18 protein-coding genes are annotated in these 18,701 nt (G+C 70.1%); 12 read left to right on the plus strand and 6 right to left on the minus strand.

All coding sequences use genetic code 11. The annotated features are described in order from the left end of the window. The first annotated feature begins 43 nt into the window (after positions 1–43). From ACZ52J_RS02565 to ACZ52J_RS02585, 5 genes are read left to right on the plus strand one after another with little or no spacing between them, the layout of a single operon-like run. The gene (locus ACZ52J_RS02565) at positions 44–2,548 is read left to right on the plus strand and encodes a type I polyketide synthase (protein ID WP_465615212.1); all 2,505 of its coding nucleotides are present in this window, start codon (positions 44–46) and stop codon (positions 2,546–2,548) included. Continuing rightward, entirely contained in the window at positions 2,527–3,384 is an 858-nt protein-coding gene (locus tag ACZ52J_RS02570) for a 3-hydroxyacyl-CoA dehydrogenase family protein (RefSeq protein ID WP_360497308.1), read from the plus strand. Before ACZ52J_RS02565 ends, ACZ52J_RS02570 begins: the two co-directional genes overlap by 22 nt. Then, positions 3,381–3,677, plus strand: coding sequence for an acyl carrier protein (locus tag ACZ52J_RS02575; RefSeq protein ID WP_360497305.1), 297 nt, complete (start codon positions 3,381–3,383; stop codon positions 3,675–3,677). Before ACZ52J_RS02570 ends, ACZ52J_RS02575 begins: the two co-directional genes overlap by 4 nt. Continuing rightward, positions 3,670–4,806 (plus strand): acyl-CoA dehydrogenase family protein, encoded by a 1,137-nt coding sequence (locus ACZ52J_RS02580; protein WP_465615215.1) that lies wholly within the window; start codon positions 3,670–3,672, stop codon positions 4,804–4,806. Before ACZ52J_RS02575 ends, ACZ52J_RS02580 begins: the two co-directional genes overlap by 8 nt. Beyond that, positions 4,803–5,897: an HAD-IIIC family phosphatase gene (locus ACZ52J_RS02585; protein ID WP_465615217.1), complete on the plus strand. Its 1,095-nt coding sequence runs from the start codon at positions 4,803–4,805 to the stop codon at positions 5,895–5,897. Before ACZ52J_RS02580 ends, ACZ52J_RS02585 begins: the two co-directional genes overlap by 4 nt. A gap of 114 nt (positions 5,898–6,011) precedes the next feature. Here ACZ52J_RS02585 and ACZ52J_RS02590 read toward each other — a convergent pair whose 3' ends face one another. The 4 genes from ACZ52J_RS02590 to ACZ52J_RS02605 all read right to left on the minus strand — a co-directional run bounded on the left by ACZ52J_RS02590 (position 6,012) and on the right by ACZ52J_RS02605 (position 9,852). Continuing rightward, a complete protein-coding gene (locus ACZ52J_RS02590; RefSeq protein WP_465615219.1) occupies positions 6,012–6,674 on the minus strand; it encodes an O-methyltransferase in 663 nt (220 codons plus the stop codon). 9 nt (positions 6,675–6,683) lie between these two features. After that, positions 6,684–7,499: a class I SAM-dependent methyltransferase gene (locus tag ACZ52J_RS02595; protein ID WP_465615221.1), complete on the minus strand. Its 816-nt coding sequence runs from the start codon at positions 7,497–7,499 to the stop codon at positions 6,684–6,686. After that, positions 7,496–8,764, minus strand: a complete 1,269-nt coding sequence (locus tag ACZ52J_RS02600; RefSeq protein ID WP_465615223.1) for a helix-turn-helix domain-containing protein — start codon at positions 8,762–8,764, stop codon at positions 7,496–7,498. Before ACZ52J_RS02600 ends, ACZ52J_RS02595 begins: the two co-directional genes overlap by 4 nt. Before the next feature lie 461 nt (positions 8,765–9,225). Further along, the gene (locus ACZ52J_RS02605; RefSeq protein WP_360497792.1) at positions 9,226–9,852 is read right to left on the minus strand and encodes an NAD(P)H-binding protein; all 627 of its coding nucleotides are present in this window, start codon (positions 9,850–9,852) and stop codon (positions 9,226–9,228) included. Between ACZ52J_RS02605 and ACZ52J_RS02610 the strand changes: the two genes are divergently transcribed. Then, on the plus strand, positions 9,736–9,996 hold the full coding sequence (locus tag ACZ52J_RS02610) for a hypothetical protein (protein WP_360497824.1): 261 nt from the start codon (positions 9,736–9,738) through the stop codon (positions 9,994–9,996). The genes ACZ52J_RS02605 and ACZ52J_RS02610 overlap by 117 nt on opposite strands. Positions 9,997–10,139: 143 nt before the next feature. Here the strand turns inward: ACZ52J_RS02610 and ACZ52J_RS02615 are convergent, their stop codons facing one another. Continuing rightward, the gene (locus ACZ52J_RS02615) at positions 10,140–10,682 is read right to left on the minus strand and encodes an ArsR family transcriptional regulator (RefSeq protein ID WP_465615225.1); all 543 of its coding nucleotides are present in this window, start codon (positions 10,680–10,682) and stop codon (positions 10,140–10,142) included. An 81-nt stretch (positions 10,683–10,763) separates the two neighbouring features. Between ACZ52J_RS02615 and ACZ52J_RS02620 the strand changes: the two genes are divergently transcribed. From ACZ52J_RS02620 to ACZ52J_RS02640, 5 genes are all read left to right on the plus strand, one after another. Beyond that, on the plus strand, positions 10,764–12,089 hold the full coding sequence (locus ACZ52J_RS02620) for a M20/M25/M40 family metallo-hydrolase (protein ID WP_465615227.1): 1,326 nt from the start codon (positions 10,764–10,766) through the stop codon (positions 12,087–12,089). Next, a complete protein-coding gene (locus ACZ52J_RS02625; RefSeq protein WP_465615229.1) occupies positions 12,086–13,876 on the plus strand; it encodes a S9 family peptidase in 1,791 nt (596 codons plus the stop codon). Before ACZ52J_RS02620 ends, ACZ52J_RS02625 begins: the two co-directional genes overlap by 4 nt. Before the next feature lie 423 nt (positions 13,877–14,299). Next, on the plus strand, positions 14,300–15,772 hold the full coding sequence (locus ACZ52J_RS02630) for an MFS transporter (protein WP_360497280.1): 1,473 nt from the start codon (positions 14,300–14,302) through the stop codon (positions 15,770–15,772). Between the two features lie 172 nt (positions 15,773–15,944). After that, positions 15,945–16,538: an NADPH-dependent FMN reductase gene (locus tag ACZ52J_RS02635; RefSeq protein WP_465615231.1), complete on the plus strand. Its 594-nt coding sequence runs from the start codon at positions 15,945–15,947 to the stop codon at positions 16,536–16,538. Continuing rightward, on the plus strand, positions 16,535–17,374 hold the full coding sequence (locus ACZ52J_RS02640) for a thioesterase II family protein (RefSeq protein ID WP_465615233.1): 840 nt from the start codon (positions 16,535–16,537) through the stop codon (positions 17,372–17,374). Before ACZ52J_RS02635 ends, ACZ52J_RS02640 begins: the two co-directional genes overlap by 4 nt. 369 nt (positions 17,375–17,743) lie before the next feature. Here the strand turns inward: ACZ52J_RS02640 and ACZ52J_RS02645 are convergent, their stop codons facing one another. Then, positions 17,744–17,998 carry a hypothetical protein gene (locus ACZ52J_RS02645; protein ID WP_465615235.1) on the minus strand — a complete coding sequence of 85 codons (255 nt, stop codon included), beginning with the start codon at positions 17,996–17,998 and terminating at the stop codon, positions 17,744–17,746. A gap of 236 nt (positions 17,999–18,234) precedes the next feature. On the opposite strand from ACZ52J_RS02645, the gene ACZ52J_RS02650 reads away from it, so the two are divergent. Further along, entirely contained in the window at positions 18,235–18,606 is a 372-nt protein-coding gene (locus tag ACZ52J_RS02650; RefSeq protein ID WP_465615237.1) for a hypothetical protein, read from the plus strand. Positions 18,607–18,701 lie beyond the last annotated feature (95 nt).

Genomic DNA, 18,701 nt, shown 5'->3' on the forward strand with positions numbered 1-18,701 from the left:
GAGCCGTTGGGGGCCTTGGGTGAGTACCGAAATGGAAGACGGGATGGAGCCGATCGCGGTCGTCGGGATCGCCGGACGACTGCCGGGAGCCGCCACCATCGAGGAGTTCTGGCGCAACCAGCGCGACGGCGTCGAGTCGGTCTCCAGGTTCAGCACCCGGCAACTGACCGACGCCGGCTGGCCGGTAGACATGGTGGCCCACCCCGACTACGTGCCCGCCGCCGCCGTCATCGAGGACGCCGACCACTTCGACGCGGAGTTCTTCGGGTACAGCCGGGAACAGGCCGAGATCAGCGACCCGCAGCAGCGGATCTTCGTCGAGACCGTCTGGCACGCCCTGGAGGACACCGGGCACGACCCGGCGCGCTTCGACGGCGCCGTGGGCGTCTACGCCGGCCAGTTCGCCAGCAAGTACCTGCCGCTGAACCTCCTCGCGAACGCCAAGTTCCGCGGATCCTTGGCGGCCTTCTCCGCCCGCCCCTACAACGACAAGGACTTCCTCGCCACCAGGGCGGCCTACCTGTGCAACCTGCGCGGCCCCGCGATGACCGTGCAGTCGGCCTGCTCCACCTCGCTCGTCGCCATCCACCTCGCCTGCCAGTCGCTGCTGAGCCACGAATGCGACATGGCACTGGCCGGGGGAGTGGCACTGCCCGTCCCGCTGATCGGCGGCTACCCGGTGGTCGCGGGCGGCATCTTCGCCCGTGACGGCCACTGCCGGCCGTTCGACGCCGCCTCCAGCGGAACCGTCCCCGGCTACGGCGTCACGGTCGTCGCGCTGCGCAGGCTGAGCGACGCGCTCGCGGACAACGACCACATCCGCGCGCTCATCCTCGGCAGCGCGGTCAACAACGACGGTTCGGCGAAATTCGGATTCAACGCGCCCAGCATGCAGGCACAGGCCGAGGTGATCGCCACCGCCCAGGCCGTCGCCGGCGTCCCGCCGGAGACCATCGGCTACATCGAGGCACACGGCACCGGCACCCCACTCGGCGACCCCATCGAGGTGGCCGGGCTCACCAAGGCCTTCGACACCAAGGAGCGCAACTACTGCGCGATCGGTTCGACGAAGGCCAACATCGGCCACCTGGACGCCGCCGCAGGGGCGGCCGGCTTCGCCAGGGCCGTACTGGCACTCGAACACGGCGAGATCCCGCCGAGCATCAACTACGACACGCCCAACGCAGCGCTCCTACTGGACCGCACACCCTTCTACGTCCCGACCACCGCCCGCCCCTGGCCGCGCGCCGCGACACCGCGACGCGCCGGCGTCAGCGCCTTCGCGGTCGGCGGCACCAACGCGCACGTGGTCCTCCAAGAGGCACCCGCACCGACACCGACACCGCAGGCCTCCGCACCGCACACACACGACCGGCAACTGCTCGTCCTGTCCGCACGCACCGGCAAGGCCCTGGCCGACGCGGCGAACAACCTCGCCGACCGCCTGGACCGCCAGGACGACCTCGACCTCGCCGACGTCGCCTACACCCTCCAGGTCGGCCGCCGCGCCTTCCCCCACCGCCGGCACCTGGTCTGCCGCGACCGGGCCGAAGCCACAGCCGCCCTCCGGGCGCTGGCAAAGCCCGGAGCCGTCGACACCGCCAACGACGTGAAAGCCCGCCAGGTGGCCTTCATGTTCCCCGGCAGCGCCTCGCACCGGCCCGACGCCGCCCCGGCGATCCACCGCCGCGAACCGGCCTTCGCCGAGCAGGTGGACCGCTGCGCCGAACTGGCGCGGCCACTGCTCGGGTACGACCTGCGCGCCCTGCTCCTCCCCTCCACCTGGGACGGTCCGAAGGCACCGCAGGACGACCCGCGCGGCGTGGCGGCCGCGGCCTTCACCCTGCAGTGGTCCCTCGCCCGGCTGTGGCAGTCGTGGGGAGTACACCCCGCCGCGATGATCGGCGAGGGCGACGGCCAGTACGTGGCCGCCTGCCTGGCCGGCGTGATCGACCTGGCGGACGCCATCGACGTCACGGTCACCGGCGCCGAGATCCGCTCCCGCGCCGGAGCCGGCCGGATCCCCGACGCGCACGCGTCCGAGTTCGCCGCCAAGGTGGCGCGCCACGAACTCAAGCCACCGCAGGTGCCCTACATCTGCGCAGCGACCGGCACCTGGATCGGCCCGCAGGACGCCGTGGACCCGGCCCACTGGGCCCGCCACCTGCGCGAGCCGGCCCCGTTCGCCGACGGCCTGCGCGAACTGGCCGGCGAGCCCGGCCGGATCCTGCTGGAGGTGGGACCGGGCAGCACACTGACCGAAACCGTCGCACGGCAGGACACCGCGAAGCACCTGGTGGCAGTGGCCTCACTGCCACCCGCGCAGGCGAACCGATCCGACCTCGCCGCCCTGCTCGACGCCGTCGGCACGCTGTGGCAGTCCACCGTGGACATCGACTGGGAGGCCCTGAACGGCACGTCGCGACCGCGGCGCGTGTCCCTGCCGGGCTACCCCTTCCAACGGAGCCGGTACTGGATCGGCCCCGACTCCGGCAGTTACGAACCCCTGGGTTTGGAGGAGGCCTCATGGACGACGAACAGCTTGTAGCCATCGTAGGAGCGGGCGTCATGGGCACCGGGATCTCGACGCTCGTCGTCGGGCACGGATTGCCCGTCGTCCTGGTGGACGTCGACGAGGGCGTACTGGACCGCGCCGCCGCGGCATCCGCCAACGGCCTGCGGCACGCCCAGCTGACCGGCGCCCTGCCCGCCGGGACCACTCCGGCGAAGCTGCGCACGACACTCTCACTGAGCGACGTCGCGGACGCGACCGTGGTCATCGAGGCGGTCACCGAACTGCCCGAGAACAAAGCCGACGTGCTCGCCGGCGTATCGGCACTGGTCCGGCCCGGAACCCCCCTGATCTCCAACACCTCCGGAATACCCATCGACGAAATGGCGGCGTGGGTGAAATGCCCCGGTGACCTCATCGGAACGCACTTCATGAATCCCGCCTACCTGATCTCGATGGTCGAGGTGATCCGCGGCCCCCAGACCGCGGACGAGACCGTCGAGTCGGTGCTCTCACTGCTGACCCGGATCGGCCGGCGCGGGGTCGTGGTCCGTGACGCGCCCGGGTTCGTGACGAGCCGGCTCCTGCACCCGATGATCAACGACGCCGCACGGGTGGTCGGCGCCGGCACCGCCACCGTCGAGGACGTGGACACCCTGATGCAGGGCTGCCTCGGCCATCCGACGGGCCCGCTGCGCACCGCGGACCTGATCGGCATCGACAACCTCGTCGACGCCCTGGAGGCGCTGTACGCCCGGACCGCGGACGAGCGGTGCCGTCCCAGTGAGCTTCTCCTCGAGAAGGTCCGGCGAGGCGAACTCGGCCGAAAGAGCGGCCGTGGCTTCTACAACTACAGTGAGGCACAGTCATGACCCCGGAACAGCAGACCGAGAAGGCGCCCTTCGACATGGACGCCGTCGTCGACGAGATCACCCGGTTCGTGGCCGAGCAGACCCGGACCAGGCCCGAGGTGGACCAGGACCTCTTCACCACCGGGGTCGCCAACTCCATGTTCGCCATGCAGTTGGTCGTGTTCCTGGAGAAGGCCTACTCCGTGACGGTCGCCGGACCGGACCTGCAGCTGTCCAACTTCTGCACGGTCAAGAGCATGGCCACGCTCGTCGGCCGACTCCAGGCAGAGTCTGCCGCAGACAGCGATGTCTGACGCACTCTCCTCAGGGCACGAGGACATCTGGCGCTTCGTCGGGGACAGCGCCGGCGGATGGGACATCGCCGGCGAGATCCCGCGTATCGTCCTGAGCGAACTCGGTGCCGCCGGCGTGCTCTGTGCCGAGGTGGGAAAGCAGTACGGCGGACTCGGCCTGGGCAGCCAGGAGAGCGGGAAGCTCACCGCTCATGCCGGCAGCCTGTGCAGTTCCCTGCGCAGTGTGATGACCTCGCAGGGCATGGCGGCGTGGACGGTACAGCGCCTCGGCACCCGGGAGCAGCGGGCCGTGTTCCTGCCGCAGCTGACCGGCGGCCGGCTCGCGGCCGTCGCCTTCAGCGAGCCGGACGCCGGCAGTGACCTCGGTGCGATGACCACCGAGCTGCGTTTCGACGGTGACACGGTGGCCGTGGACGGCGGCAAGGCGTGGATCACCGCGGCGGCCTATGCCGACCTGGTCGTCGTCATCGGAAAGCTGGGCGACAACGCGGCGGCGGTGGTCGTGCCGACGGACGCCGAGGGGGTCCGGATCGAGAAGATCCCGCACCCGGTCGGCTGTCGTGCGGCCGGGCACGCGCAGGTGCGGCTGGACGGGGTACGCGTGCCGGCCGCGAACGTCCTCGGCGGCACCGGGCTGTCGCTGCCGTTCCTGGTGACGACGGCCCTGGCCTACGGCCGGATGTCGGTGGCGTGGGGCTGCGTCGGCATCCTGCGCGGCTGTCTCGGCGCGGTGACGGAACACGCGCGGTCGCGGCGGCAGTTCGGCAAACCGATCGCGGAGCACCAGCTGGTCGCCCGCAGGGTCGCCGAGCTCTACGCCGCGGAGCGGGTCGCCACCGCGGTGTGTCGGCAGGCCAGTGAGTGCTGGGAGTCGGGGTCGCCGGACCTCGTGATCGCCACGGTTCTCGCCAAGCACGTCAGCGCGACCGAGGCCGTGCGGGGGAGCGCGTCGGCTCTGCAGGTCATGGCCTCGGCGGGCGCGTCGGACGGCCACGTGGTCGCCCGCGCCTACCGGGACGCCAAGTTGATGGAGATCATCGAGGGCAGCAGCGAGATATGCCAACTCGAACTCGCCAGACACGCCCTGGCGACCGGGAACAGCACAGTGCGGCAGGAGGAGGCGCAGTGAACGGACCAGTGCCACCGAGCGAACCGATCACCACCGTCAAATGCGTCGTCTGGGACCTGGACAACACGCTGTGGAAGGGCACCCTGCTCGAGGGTGACGACGTGGTCGTCGACGACCGGGTCTACGAGACCATCGTGGGTCTCGACTCCCGCGGCATCCTGCAGGCCGTCGCCAGCAAGAACGACCACGGCCCCGCCTGGCAGCGCCTCGAGGAGCTCGGCGTCGCCGAGTACTTCGTGGCCGCCAGGATCGGGTGGGGCCCGAAGTCGTCGTCGGTGCGGGAGATCGCCGACGAACTGAAGTTCGCCCACCACACGATCGCCTTCGTCGACGACCAGCCGGCGGAACGCGCGGAGGTGGTGTTCCACCTGCCGCAGGTGCGCTGCTACCCGGCCGAGTCGGTGTCCGAGCTGCTGACGCTGCCCGAGTTCACCCCGGCGACGGTGACGGTCGACTCGCGCCGTCGCCGCCAGATGTACCAGGCGAACGTGCGGCGCCAGGCCGAGCAGGAGTCGTTCGACGGGCCGTCGGAGGAGTTCCTGCGTTCGTTGGGCCTCGTGATGGAGATCGGCCGGGCCACTGCCGGCGACCTGTCTCGGATGGAGGAGCTGACGCTGCGTACGAGCCAGATGAACGCGACCGGTGTGCACTACTCCGACGCCGACCTGCGCGCGCTCCTGGACGACGCACGCCACGAGGTCCTCGCGGTGACGATGAGCGACCGCTTCGGGTCGCACGGCGCGGTCGGTGTCGCGCTGGTGGAGACCGGTGCGGCGGTGTGGCACCTGAAGCTCCTGGCCACCTCGTGCCGGGTCGTCTCGTTCGGGGCCGGCGCCACCGTGCTGAACTGGCTGGTCGACGAGGCGGCGACGGCCGGCGCCCATGTGGTCGCGGACTTCCGGCCGACGGCACGGAACCGGATCATGGAGGTCGCGTACCGCTTCGCCGGGTTCACCGACGAGCGCTGTGCGTGCCTTGCCGAACTGCCGCCGCCGGACGGCGGGGAGACGCAACGGCTGCACCTCACACCGGCACCGAGGCCGGCGCCCGGCACGATGCGGCTCAACGCCGTCCGGCTGGCCACGGCCTGACCTCGTCCGCGCCGACGCACACGAAGCCCGAACGCTCGCAGCCCCTCTCATCCGAGAGGGGCTGCGAGCGTTCGCGTCGCGCTACCGCCGTCCGACCGGCCGTGAGCCGATGCGTCACCTCTTACGGGCGAGGGTGATTCCGTCGGCCATCGTGAGCATCGAGACGTCCACCCGCTGGTCGTCGCGCAGCGAGGCGTTGAGCGCCCGCACCGCGGCGGTGTCCGGGTCCTGGCGGTCCGGGTCGACCACGCGGCCGAAGAAGAGCGTGTTGTCGATGACGATCAGCCCTTGCGGTCGGGTGAGCTTGAGCGCGGCCTCGTAGTACGTCCCGTAGTTGGCCTTGTCCGCGTCGATGAACACGAGGTCGAAGCTCTCGCCGCCGCGCTCGTCCGCGAGGGCGGCGAGCGTCTGGGTCGCGTCACCGATGCGGACGTCGATGCGGTCGGCGACTCCGGCGCGCTTCCAGTAGTCGGCGCCGATCGCCGGCCACCGGTCACTGAGGTCGAGGGTGACGACCGTGCCGTCCGGTGGCAGCGCACGCGCCATGCACAGGGTGCTGTAGCCGGTGAAGGTGCCGATCTCCAGCACCGATCCGGCCCCGGTCAGGCCGACGAGGAGCGCCAGCAGCTGGCCCTCCTCGGCCATGACCTGCATGGCCGAGCCGGCCGGCAACCCCGCGGTCTGCGCCCGGAGTTCGGCCAGTATCGGGTCCTCCCGCAGGGACACGGCGCGGACGTACTCGCGGATTTCCGGTGTCGCCATGATCTGATCTGCCATGGCGGCGACTCACTTCCTGGCGACGCAGGCGAACGACAGCGGGATCGGGTCGCCCGGGATCCGCCAGTTGTGGTCCCCGTCGGGCACCATCAGCGGGAGCCGCTGGCGCGCGTCGTAGGGAACCTCGCGGATGCGCTCGATGGTCAGGCCTTCGCCGATGAGCGCGTTCACCACCTCTTCCACGGACCACCGCCAGCCGTAGATGGAGTGCGTCTCGACCTCGACCTCGTCCTCGATCCGGTCGGCGTAGGTCGCGGACATCTCGTGGTGCACGTCCCGGGACTGGAACAGCGAGCGGGCCACCCGCAGCTCCCCGTCGACGTCGCCGAAGAGGGTGAGCATCGGGTGGATCTCCACGATCGTGAGGGTGCCGCCCGGCTTGACGAACCCTGCCGCGACCTTGGCCCAGCCGGTGATGTCGGGCAGGAACGAGAGGGTGCCGTAGCCGGTGAACACCATGTCGAACTGGCCGTCGAGCACTGTCGGTAAGTCGTAGAGGTTCGCCTGGACGAAGCTCGCGTCGAGGTCGAGCTCCCTGGCGAGGTTGCGAGCGATGTCGATCGCCTCGTCGGAGATGTCCATGCCGGTCACCTGCGCGCCCATACGGGCGAGCGAGAGCGCGTTGACGCCGATGTGGCACTGCAGTTCCAGCAGGGACTTACCGCGGACGTCGCCCAGCTCCTCCTGTTCCAGCCGGCGCAGCATGTTGTGCCCCTGCTTGAACCTGTCCACGTCGTAGTACGAGGACTGCATGTGTGCCCGCGCTCGCAGGTTGAAGCCTTCTCGGTTGGCCGATATTTTGTCGAGGTCGCTCATGGAGGTCATCGGTGCTTCCCTTCGGCGTGGATCGGTGGTTGTGGGCGGTCGCCGACGACCAGCGGGGCCAGATCGCGGCGGCTGGTCACCCCGAGCTTCTGGTAGGCGCGGCCCAGGTAGTTGTCGACGGTGCGGGCGGACAGCCCCAGCCGGTGCCCGATGGCGGGGCTGGTGAATCCGTTGGCGGCCAGCAGCGCGACGTCCCGCTCGCGGCTGGTGAGTCCGACCAGCGGGGCGGTGAGCTGCAACAGCGGGGTCGTCGCGTTCGGACACGCGATGGTGCCGGGGGGCGTGCAGGTGTGCCGTAGCGCGGCCGCGGCGGTGGCGGTCTCCGCGGCGAGCAGGTCCATCCCGAGTTCGGTGAACTTCGCCGTGGCGAAGTCCAGGGCTGCGGGATCGGAGCGGGCCAACGCGGCCGCGGCGCCGGCCATGGCCGGCACGACCGGCCCCGGTACCAGGTCGACGAGCGCGGCGAGGCGGTGTCGTACGGCGTTGGGATTGCCGAGACGGGCCACGTCGTAGCTTGCCGTGGCCTCGACGGCGTACTGGCCCAGGGCCATGGCGATGTCGGCCGCGGCGAGTGCCTGCCGGGCGGCGAGTGTGGTGTCCCCGCAGGCCGCCGTGGTCCACGCCTGGCTCAGGGTCAGCCACGGGAGGAACAGGCGACTTTCGGGTGCCTGGTCGGTGCGCTGCCGGGTCTGGTGTGCGCCGGCCTGGTCGCCGAACACGGCGAGTTCGGCCAGACGCGGTGCCAGCATGAGGCACGAGTTTCCGCCGTCGAACAGGCGCGAAGCGGCCTCCGCGTCGGCGATGGCGGTGGCGACGTTGGCGACCTGGCCGCGCAGCGTCAACCAGCCACCGGCGACCGCGATGTTTCCGGCGGCCACCTCGTCCCGGTACCCGTTCTCGGCTATCCGGCAGGCGTGGCGCACCTGGCCGGCCATCAGCAACGCGAAGCAGTGCGCGTAGCCGATCTCGGCGAACCAGGGCTGGCCCGGGTCGGGGCGGTCCACGGCCGCCGACGCCCGGTCGAACCGGCCGGCCGGGCTGGCCGCGACGACCACGGTGGTCACCGCCGGCCGGATCGCCCCCTCGGGCACCGGGCGGTCGCGCGGTACTTTCTCGTGTGCGGCCGGTGCCGCGTGGGTGCAGTCGTCCAGTAGCAGCAAGCCGGTCCAGTGTGCCTCGGCTACCGCACTGCCGATGTCGCCCAGGCCCCGGTGCGCGGTGTCGACACCGCCCGCTCCCCAGTACGGGATGGCTGCCGCGGTCACTGCCCAGTGGGTGCAGCGCGCTGTCGGGGCGTTGCCCGACGGCCGGTGGGGTGGCGATGGGGCCACCGCGACGGAACCGAATCGGCGTTCGGCCGATTCGTTCGCCGGTAACTTGCCGACGGCGCTGTTGCCGGCGATCACGACGCCGGCTCGAGCCGCCGGCCTTTTCTTGGCAATTGACTGCACAACAAAGTAACCCCCCTGTGCTGTAAAATGAGACCCTTCGTGCTGAGCCCACTGTCCGGATTGGACTGTGCGTGAGTGAGTGACGTCCCGTCGGCCCGGTGGTTCGGGCGAAACGACGTGACGTCACTATTCGTGGCGGCGTCCCGAATCGGTCTCTCGAGATCTGTATACGATTCGGGACGCCCGGACGGCAACCGGTATTCGCGGAGTCACTGCGGTGCCGTCAGGAACCGCAGTGATCCCGGGTCGCGCGACCCTTTTCCAGGGGGAACCCCCTAGCTGTCGATCGCCTTGTCGATGGGGGTCTCGCCGCCGACCACCACGTAGATGCGGCCGGCGGTGTCGGGCCGGTCGATGAGCGCCACGAGCACGGCGGCGACGTCTTCCCTGGCGACCTGGTCGAACCTGGCGTGCTGTGGCCCGACCCGGTTCCCGGTGGTGAGTTCGACGGTTCCGTCGCCGTTCGCGTCGGTGAGCACGCCGGGCCGCAGGACCGTCCAGTCGAGCGTGTTCCGGGCGAAGATGTGCTGTTCGGCGGCTCGCTTGGCCCGCAGGTAGACGGCGTACCCCTCGCCGATGCCGCGGTCGTCCGCGCAGCCCACGTTGATGGAGCTGACGTGCAGGAACCGTCGCACACCGGCCTGTTCCGCCGCGTCCATGACGAGCACGACAGCGGCCCGGTCCATCTTGTCCCGGCGTGCGGAGGTGGCGCTGTTGCCCGAGCCGGCCGAGAAGACGACGGCGTCCGCGCCGGCAAGGGCCGCGGCCACCTCGTCCACCGTGGCGTGCTCGAGATCGAGCACGACGGCCTCCCCGCCGGTCTTTTCGATGTCGTCGACGTGGCGGGGATTGCGCACGATGCCCACGACGGAGTCGCCACGTTCGGCGAGGCGCCGAGTCAACCGCAGGGCGATCTTTCCGTGGCCGCCGGCGATGACAATCTTCATTCGATACCCTTTTCCCCGGAATCGGTGCTTCGGGTTTCCCCGGATTCGGTGCTGCGGGTGTGTAGCGCTAACCCGCCGAGCCTGCGCCGTGACGAATGATCAGGGCCGGCAGCCTGGCCCAGCCCGTCATTGACGTGCACGTTCTGACAAGGAACTGATGCCGTCGTCCTGCCGGCCGCCGTGGCGACCTCAAACGCGTCACTCGAATGGTGAATGAGTCAAGCATCGGTCCCGCCTATCGGTCAATGGTCAATCGGGTCGGCGCCGTTGTCCCGGGGGCTGACGTCGGGCTGGGGCCGGGCGGCGAGTGACCACAGGTAGCTCAGCGGCTCGCCGTCGGGTTCGTCGGTGTACTCGGCGATCAGGTCCTGGATCCGGTTGCGCAGCGACTCCACGGACTCGGGCCGCAACCGCAGTACGCCCCTCTTGGCGCCACGGCCGGAGTCCTTGCCCGCGGCGATCAGTTCGGTGCGGTGGGCGCCGATCACGGCCAGGTCGACCTGCTGGGCCAGGCCGGCGTCGTCGGGCAGGATGATCAGGCCCCGGGAGCGTGCGGTCGCGCGGTAGGGCCGTTGCAGCGCGCCGTGCTCACCGGTGCAAACCGCTTCGGGGACAAGGAAGTTCGTCTTCACCAGGGCGCGGACGTGGCGCAGGGTCGTCGCGGGAGCAAGGTCGAGTTCGACCGACAGCTCCTTGTTGGTGAAGGCACGCTCCAGGCACAGCCGCAGGATGCGCCAGCGGACCGGGTGCCCGAGTGCTTTGAGATCTTCGATCGTCGCTTCCACAGCGGCACCCTACCTTGCCAAGCCCGCGCTGGTTTGCTTGACTACTATCGATTTCATTCTGTGCAATCGGTTGGAGGGTCTGTGATCGAGCAGCTCCGGGACTGGGTGGGCAGCCGGGACCTGGATGGTGAGCTGGCGGACTGGATCTCCCGGCCGAGCGTGAGCCGGACCGGCGAGGGCATGGCCGAGGCCGCGGCCCACGGTCTTCGGCTGTTACGTGCGTCGGGCCTGGAGGCCCGATTGGTCGAGACCGGTGGCTGGCCCGCGCTGGTGGGGACGGCGGACGGGCCCGGGCCGCACGTGCTGATCTACGGTCACTACGACGTACAGCCGGCCGGGCCGCTCGAGCTGTGGACGACGCCGCCGTTCGTGCCGTCGATCCGTGACGGCCGGATGTACGGGCGTGGCACCGGCGACAACAAGGGGCAGCATCTCGCGCAACTGCTGGGGCTGCGTGCCCTGCGGGACCTGACCGGCGGATTCCCCTGCCGTGTCACGGTGTTGCTCGACGGCGAGGAGGAGATCGGCAGCCCCAACCTGGCCGCGGCCGTACGCCAGGTCGGCCGGCCCGATCTGGTGATCTGGAGCGACGGGCCCGTGCACGACTCGGGCCGGGCGTGCGTGGTCCTCGGCGTGCGCGGAATCCTGATGTTCGAACTGCGTGCGCGAGGCGCGAACCGGCCGCTGCACTCGGGGAACTGGGGCGGAGTCGCGCCGAACCCGGCGTGGGCGCTGGTGCAGCTGCTGGCCACCATGCGGTCGGCGGACGGGACCGTGACCGTGCCCGGATTCGCCGACGGCGTCCCGCCGTTGACCGGTGGTCAGCGTGCCGCCCTGGCGGATCTTCCGGTGGACGTGGCCGCCACGCTCGAAGCGATCGGGGCCGCCGGCATGGAGCCGCCGGCCGAGCTGGGATTCCACGAACGCCTGGCCGCGCCCACCCTGACCGTGAACTCGTTGACCTGCGCGGATTCCGGCGACCACCGCGCGGTGATCCCCGACGTCGCCATCGCCCGGTGTGAGGCCCGGTTGGTCGGCGGCCAGACACCGGACCAGGTCGCCGACGCCATCCGGCGGCACGTCGCAAAGTACGCTCCCGATGTCGAGTTCGTGACTGACGCGGCCATGGCACCCTCCACCACACTACCCGAAACCCCTTACACGGCAACGATTCTCCAGGCGGTCGAGGACGTGCTCGGGCAACGGCCGCTGCTGGTTCCCTCGCTCGGCGGAAGCCTGCCGATCGCCGTGCTCAGCGATGAGCTCTCCTGCCCCTGCTACGGCGTGCCGTTGGCCAACGTCGACGAGGCCAACCACGCACCCGACGAGAACTTCGACCTCGACCGGTTCCGCCGTGGAATCGTCGCCGCGGCGACGATCCAGCTCGCACTGGCGGCGCACTCATGACCGTCTGGGGGGCCTGGCCCGCGAAGGAGGGCTTCGCGTACGTCAGCGACGAGTCCGGCCGGCCGCAGCCGTGGTTCCAGACCTGGGCGGGGCAGCGGCGGATGCTCCCGATCGACGGCGCGGTCACCCGGCTGGCGTGGCGGCCCGACGAGACCCGCCTGCTCGTGGTGACGGACGTGACCGGCGGCCAGGACTACCGGCTGGCCGAACTCGACCCGGCCACCGGCGAGTCGGAGTGGATAGCGGCGGAACCCGGGGTCCGGCGCGAGATCGGCGTGCCGTACTCCAGCGGAAGCCGGCCGTACAGCCCCGACGGGCGCCTGCTCGCGTACGCCACCAGCGCGCGCGACGTCACCTGTCTCGACGTCTACGTACGGGACCTGACGACCGGCGAGTCCAGGATGGTCCTGGAGGGCGACGACCGGTACGTGCCGATATGTTTCTCACCGGACTCCAGGTACCTGCTCGTTCTGAGGTTCCACCAGAACACCGACCAGGACCTGTTCGCCTGCGATCTCGCGACCGGCCGCACCCAGCACCTCACCCCGCACGAGGGCCCGGCGAAGTACCAGCCGGGCGGGTGGAACGAGGACGGGATCTACGTGTGCACCACCGAGGGCCGTGACTTCCTCGGTGTCGCCCTGCTCGTCCCCGGCCGGCCGCTGCAGTGGATCGCCACGCCGGACGCCGACGTGGAGAACGTGATCGTGGGCCCGCAGGTCGTCTGGGCCCTGCCCCAGGACCAGCGCACGATCCTGTGCACACCGCAGACCACGGTCGAACTGCCCGGATTCGCCTCCCAGCCGTTCGGCTACGACGGCTTCGTGCCGCGGTTCGCCGGAGAGCGCCTGCTCGCACAGGTCGGCGCCGGCGACCGGGCGACCGAGTTCTTCCTGGTCGACCTGGCAACCGGCGAGTCACACCGGCTCACCGACTTCAGCGACGAGCTGCCGGACGACCTCGTCGCACCGGAGACGGTCTGGTTCACCGGAGCGGACGGGCTGGAGATATCCGGACTGCTGTACCGCCCGCGCTCGACGACCGGTCCCGTCCCCGCGGTGCTGACCATCCACGGCGGCCCGGAGTGGGCCGCGCTGGCGGTCCACGACCCGCTGATCCAGCGCATGGTGCGAGCCGGAATCGCCGTGCTGGCGCCGAACGTGCGCGGCTCGACCGGACGGGGGCTGGCCTACCAGCGGCTGATCTACCGCGACTGGGGACGCGGCGACCTGGCCGACTTCGAAGCCGCCGCACGGTTCCTGCGAAGCCTGGACTGGGTGGACGGCGACAGGCTCGGCGTCCACGGGATGTCCTACGGCGGGTTCGCCGCGCTCAGCTGCCTGACGAGGCTGCCGCACCACTGGCGGGCCGGCGTCGTGATCTGCGGGCCGGCGGACCTCGAATCGGACGTCCGGGCCCTGCCACCGACATGGAGCCGACGGGTCGTGGAGTGGATCGGCGACGTCGACGACCCGGCGGACCTGGCGAGACTGAGGGCAGCGAGCCCGCTGACCCACGCGGCGCACATCCGGGCGCCGCTGCTGCTGGCACACGCGGTGGACGACACCACAGTCGTCATCAACGGCACCGAACAGCTGTACAAGACGCTGACCGGACTGGACAAGACCGTGCGGTTCATCCGCCTTTCCCGCGGTCACCTCCCGGACGACCGCGAGGAACGGGACGAACTCGACGCCGCTGTCGTCCAGTGGTTCCGCGACCACCTCGAGCCGCGCCCCAACGGCGCGAGAACGGCCGCACCGGCGCAGTCCCGCCAGGGGTACTGAAAACGACTGAGGGGGCACGCATTCATGAAAACAGCCGTCGTCGGCGCCTGCGGGGGCGGGAAGACCACGCACCGCCGAAGAAAGCCGGCCGACCGGCGGCTTCGTCTCCGACGGTTCCGTGGCGCGTAAGCGGATCCACGACAAGCTGCACAGACTGTCACGGATACCTCACCGGATCACGACCACGCTCCACGAAGAGGTCGTCGACCAGCTCGGGTTGCTGATGAAGCACGACGCGAAGACCTACCACGCGCCGGTGCACCTGCCTGCCGAAACTCCCCTGACCGAATGTCTCGAGTCCCACCACCGAAGGCGTACCCGATGACGCACGGCGCAAGCACCGAACCAGTCGACGCCGCGCCGCCCGTCCTACGCCCGTTACCGACCAGCACCCGAAAAACCCAGAAGGGATAGGGACAGATCATGTCTCCTGCAGTCCCCGGCGCCGGGGCGCCACCCCGCCGACGCCTCGGCTTGATCCTGGCACTGCTGGCTTTCGCCCAGTGCATCTACGCCATTGACTACAGCATCGTTTTCGTGGCACTGCCCGAGATCCGCACCGGCGTCGGCTTCTCCGCGCAGAACCTCCAGTGGGTCGTCAGCGCCTACGCCGTCGCCTTCGGCGGCTTCCTGCTGCTCGGCGGCCGTGCGGCGGACCTGTTCGGACGCCGCCGGATGTTCGCCTTCGGCCTGTTCCTGTACGCGGTCTCCTCACTCGCCGGAGGGCTCGCGGGCGACCCGACGACCTTGATCATCGCGCGTGCGGTGCAGGGCATCGGCGGCGCCTTCCTCGCCCCCGCAACGCTCTCCCTGGTCACCACGACCTTCGCCGAAGGCCCCGAGCGCAACCGCGCGCTGGCGATCTGGGGCGGCGCCGGCGGCAGCGGCATGATCCTCGGCTCGCTCCTCGGCGGCGTACTGACCGGCAGCTTCGGCTGGGCGTCGATCTTCTTCGCCAACGTCCCGCTCGCCGGTGGCGCCATGCTGCTCACCTTCGCCATCATCCCGAAGGACACCGACCTGGGGGCCTCCGGGCGCAAGTTCGACCTGCCCGGTGCGCTGACCGCGACCGTCGGATCGACACTGCTGGTGTTCACCCTCGTCCAGGGACCGGTGTCGGGCTGGACCTCGCCGACGATCCTGATCACCGCGGCCATCGCGGTGGCCGTGCTCGCCGCGTTCTTCACCATCGAGGGCCGCGGCCGCGACCCGCTGCTGCCGCTGCGCCTGTTCCGCAACCGCAACCTGAGCACCGGTACCGTCGTCACCTTCATCTTCATGGGGACCTTCGGCGCGCTGCCCTACTTCTACACCCTCTACTTCCAGAGCGTGCACGGCTACTCCGCGACGAAGAGCGGTCTCGCCTTCCTCGTGCCGTGCGTGGGGGTGCTCATCGGCAACCTGTCCGGCGGGAAGCTGGCCACCCGCTTCGGGGTGCGTGCCACGCTGATCGGCGCGCTCCTCATGGGTGTCGTCGGCACCGTGGCCTTCGCGTTCTCCGTCTCGCCGTCCGGTACGTACCTGGAGCTGGTGCCGGGCGTGCTCATCCTCAGCCTCGGGCAGGGCACCGTGTTCACCGCGATGTACGCGGCGGCGACCACCGGGGTCGCGGCAGAGGACCAGGGCATCGCCTCGGGTGTCGCGGCGACGGGCCAGCAGGTCGGTGCCGCGGTCGGCCTCGCCGCCCTGGTGGCGGTCGCCAACTCCGGTCACGAAGGACTGACCGGTGAGGCGCTGCGCGTCGCCACCGCCGACGGTGTGCGCTCCGCCATGTGGGCCGGCGTGGCCGGCATGGTGATGATCGTGCTGGTCGCGCTGAACTTCCGGCGCAACGCGGCGGTCGTGGCCCCCGAGGTGTCCGAGAAGCAGCACGACGACGTGGCGTCCGCCGTCTGACCTCCTGACATGAATAAGTAAAAGATGATTCCACTTCGTGTTCACTGCGCACGGGTGGAATCACCTTTTATTTCCCCGACCGTGACGCCAAGGCAGGTACGCACCGCACCACCCCCCCCACCACGCACCGCGAACACCCTCAGGCACCCGAACGAGAAGGAGGCACAACCCCATGCACCAGACCGTGAACGTGGTCGGTGTCGGCGGTTCGAGCCGGCCCGGATCAACCGCCGAGCAGGCCCTGCGGGTGGTCCTGGACGCGGCGCAACGACGCGGCGCAGCAGTGCAGCTGATCCCCGGCCCCGCACTGGCCATGCCGCTGTACGACCCCCGGCACGGCGTCACCGCACCGCAGGCCAGACGGCTCCTGTCGGCCATAGCCGGCGCCGACGCCCTCGTCCTCGCCAGCCCCGCCTACCACGGCGGGATCTCCGGCCTGGTGAAGAACGCCCTGGACTACGTCGAGGAGTTACGCGAGGACACCCGTCCCTACTTCAGCGAACGGGCCGTCGGATGCGTGGCGGTCGCCAACGGCTGGCAGGGCGCCGTCTCCACACTGGCCGCGCTGCGCGACGTGACCCATGCGCTGCGCGGCTGGCCCACGCCGCTGGGCGCCGCGATCAACACGTCGGTGGCACGCTTCTCACCCGCCGGAGACTGCAAGGACAGCCACGTCCAAGGACAGCTGGAGGAGATGGCGGCGCAGGTCGTCGAGTTCGCCACGATGCGCGTCCTCGCGAGCTCCGGGACGGAAAGCGTCCGGTGAGCGTCACCGCCGCCCGGCGCCCGCTCGCCCAGGGCGCGCTCACGATCCCGCGACCGGTCCCCGGCGCGGCCGTGCGGCTGTTCCTCTTCCACCACGCGGGCGGTTCACATCTGCTCTACCAGGGCTGGGAGTCGGCCTTTCCCGCCGACTGGGAGGTGTGCCTCCTGGACGCCCCCGGGCGCGGACGTCTTCGCGGCGACCCGCTGATCGACACCGGCGAGGGCCTCGTGGACTTCTTCCTGCACGAGCTGGAGCCGTGGACGGACCGCCCGTACGCCTTCTTCGGACACAGCATGGGCGCACTGGTCGCCTACGAACTGACACGGCGCCTCGCCAACGCCGGACAGCACCCACCGGTGTGGACCGGCCTGTCCTCCTGCGCAGCGCCCAGCCCCGCCGAACAAGCGCAAGCCCCCCACCCATCGACCCAAGCCCAACTGCGTGACTGGCTCAGGTCCACAGGAGGCACACCCGCCGAGATCCTCGACACCCCCTGCCTGTGGCGGCTCTTCGAACCCGTCCTCCGCAACGACATCGCGCTGGTGAACACCTGGCGCCCGGCCCCGGACACCACGCCCCTGCCCGTCGCCGTCTCCGCCTTCGGCGGCACCCAGGACACCGTCGTGAGAAAAGAACGCCTCGCAGCCTGGGCCGCCCACACCCGGCGATTCCACGGACCGCACCTGTACCACGGCGGCCACTTCTACCTGCACACCCACGCGCACTCGGTCGCCGGCCGCATCATCGAAGCCGTCACCGCGAACCGCACAACTTCCGCACCCCCCACCCCACAAGGGAAACCGTTGCGCGGCCACTCACCCTGCCGAACACCATGACGCACGACGACCCGCTGCCGCGCGCAATACCGGCCGCCGAGCGACCGCACGGCACACGGACCGCCGAGCACCGCCAGCCCCGACACCGGACCGGCCCACAGCTCTTCCCCACCAGGCGACCGAGCCCTCGTCGCGTCGACCGCGCGAGGCCCCGCGGCGCCTCGGTCCAAGAATCGGTCCTACACAACCCCCGCGCCTGGCAGGGTCGTCGATCCTGATCGGCGGGAGTGCGCAGGCCGATCCCGGAGCGCCGGTGTTCGTGGTGTAGTACGAGGTGAATCCGTCGAACCACTCGCTGGCGTGTGCGAGCGAGGCGAACCGCCGCAGGCAATCCGGCGCGTACTTCGTGATCGTGAACCGGCTCTCGCCCTATGGGCTGTCATTGCTGCCCCTAGCAGGGGAGTGGTTCCTGATGACGCCGAGGCCGACCAGCAACTGGGAGACCTTCTCGGAGGTCATCAAGGTGCCGCAGTCGCCGTGCACGGTCTCGAGCACGATGCCGTCGCGTTCGATGGCCTCGCGGATCAACTCCTCGGCCTCCGATCGGCCGTCGGCCGCCGCGATCAGGAAATCCGCGCCGTCCAGCAGGCATGGTCCACAGCCGGCCTCGACACGGCCGCACAAGAATCGACGGGCCGTCAGAACAGCGAAAGTCCACCCTGAGCCCGGCCATATATCGGATGGCGTTCATGGAATGCTCCTGGCACTCTGAACAACTGGGCAGCAGGGGACGAAAGTTGGAGGGAAACCGCCACTCTGGGCCGGTTCTGCTTCATCGGCTCGATCCCCGAATCGGCCTTGGACTGCCCCCACACCGCCACTCTCGACATACCACCCACGTGGCCCTCAGGGAGGAATCGATGCGCAAGACCCTCAAAGCTGCCGCCATAGCCATAGCCACCACCGCTGCCCTCACCTTCGCGACACCGATCGCCGGTGCCACCACCGCGACCCCCGCCGGAGCCACCACGGCCTGCACCGACCTGTACACCGACGGGAACTGGGAAGCCCAGGTGTGCAAGTCCTGGTGGCGGGTGCGCCCCGGCATCTATAACGGCAAGTGGTGGAGCCCCAACAGCGACCACCGCCGCACTACCAAGTTCTATGTCAACCTGGACGGTCAGGAACGACGCGTCTATCGCGATCACGGCACGTTCACCGGAGCTCGCTATCTCTTGCTGCAGGTCTGCTCCGGCGATGATTCCGCCCCTGGGTGCTCCGGCTGGTGGTAGACCACCAGCCGCGCACACATCGAAGCCCCCGCCCCGGACGGACTGGGTAAACGGGGCTTCAGTGGGCGTTTTGGCATATCCAGTCCTGTAAGTGG

The organism is Kitasatospora sp. NPDC034035, from assembly GCF_055575755.1.